Genomic DNA, 1,145 nt, shown 5'->3' on the forward strand with positions numbered 1-1,145 from the left:
TGCCCCTTCAGGCAACCTTGATCTTGTTTTGTTCTTTTAAGATGGCTTCGTGATGTTTGTTTTTGTTGCGCCAACGGATGTATGCTTGGATGGCTTTAGCCAATTCATCATGAGATGAATAATTGCTTCCTTCGAAAACGAACTTGCGAAGCGGGCCAAAATGACATTCAATCCGGTTTAACCAAGATGCATATGTCGGCGTATAGATCAACTCCACGTTGTTTTCACGGGCCCAAGTCTTGACTTTCTTATGGTGGTGAGGGGAAAAGTTGTCCAGCACAATGTACAACCGCTCACTCCGATGATAACGGCGACGCAACACCTTCAGAAATTGAAGCACATCTTGATGTCGCTTGGTTTTCTTGATGTGGGCGTATAGTTTGTCCGTTTTCAAATCCAACGCGGCAAACAAATGACGAACCCCATGCTTCCGCGTATAGGTGGCAGGCAAACGATCCGGTTTCTTCTGCGGAAACCAGCCTTTCCCGGGATACGGCTGAATGGAAAGGGGACCGAACTCGTCAACGCAGATCACTCGCCCGTCTTGGGGTGGATCGTTGTACAACTGTTCGATTCGTTTTTTTTCGTATGAAATTCGGGGTCATTGGATTCCTTCCACGTTTTGGTGTGTTGATAGGTGATCTTGGCTTCCGAAAGGATTTGGCGAATGGTTTCGATGCTGATCGAATCCACAATCCCCCGTTCTTCGGCCACCTGTTTCAGTTTGGAAAGAGACCAGTGGGTGAAAGGCAGTCCCAACACTCTGGGCGGAATTTGCGCGAGTTCAATGATTTCCGCACGTTGTTCCGGCGTAAAAGTTCGCGGGCGGCCGCCTCCATAACGGGGGTGAAGCGATTTCATCCCTTCCTTATTAAACCGGTGAATCAACCGTCGAACGTGATCCTCGGATAGGTGATACAGTCGGGCGATGTTCGGGACGGTCATCTTTTGGGCGGATGCCAGAATAACCATTGCCCGCCGGACTTTCACCGGATGGGATCCTTTTCGAATGATATGTCTTAATTGATTGCCTTCCTTGGTGGTCAAGTCACGAACGAAAATCATTTCGATCACCTATGAATCCATTCGACCATGAGGTAACATTTTCCTTCGGAATTTCCCGATCTAAGTTAGTCGACGGGGCA

General features: G+C 48.5%; 2 protein-coding genes. Both read right to left on the reverse strand.

Going from position 1 to position 1,145, the window contains the following annotated elements; all coding sequences use genetic code 11:
• Positions 1-7 precede the first annotated feature (7 nt).
• A complete protein-coding gene (locus FWJ67_RS11205; protein ID WP_414482869.1) occupies positions 8-535 on the reverse strand; it encodes an IS630 family transposase in 528 nt (175 codons plus the stop codon).
• Entirely contained in the window at positions 532-1,065 is a 534-nt protein-coding gene (locus FWJ67_RS11210) for a helix-turn-helix domain-containing protein (RefSeq protein WP_414482870.1), read from the reverse strand. The genes FWJ67_RS11205 and FWJ67_RS11210 overlap by 4 nt, the downstream gene beginning before the upstream one ends.
• Between the last annotated feature and the right edge of the window lie 80 nt (positions 1,066-1,145).

The sequence above is a fragment of the Limnochorda sp. genome, assembly GCF_047459355.1.
GTDB lineage: Bacteria > Bacillota > Limnochordia > Limnochordales > Limnochordaceae > Limnochorda.

What these genes read in the sequence shown, in the direction of transcription:
- FWJ67_RS11210 (WP_414482870.1), bottom strand. Translation starts at nt 1,065, where the DNA reads ATGATTTTCGTTCGTGACTTGACCACCAAGGAAGGCAATCAATTAAGA.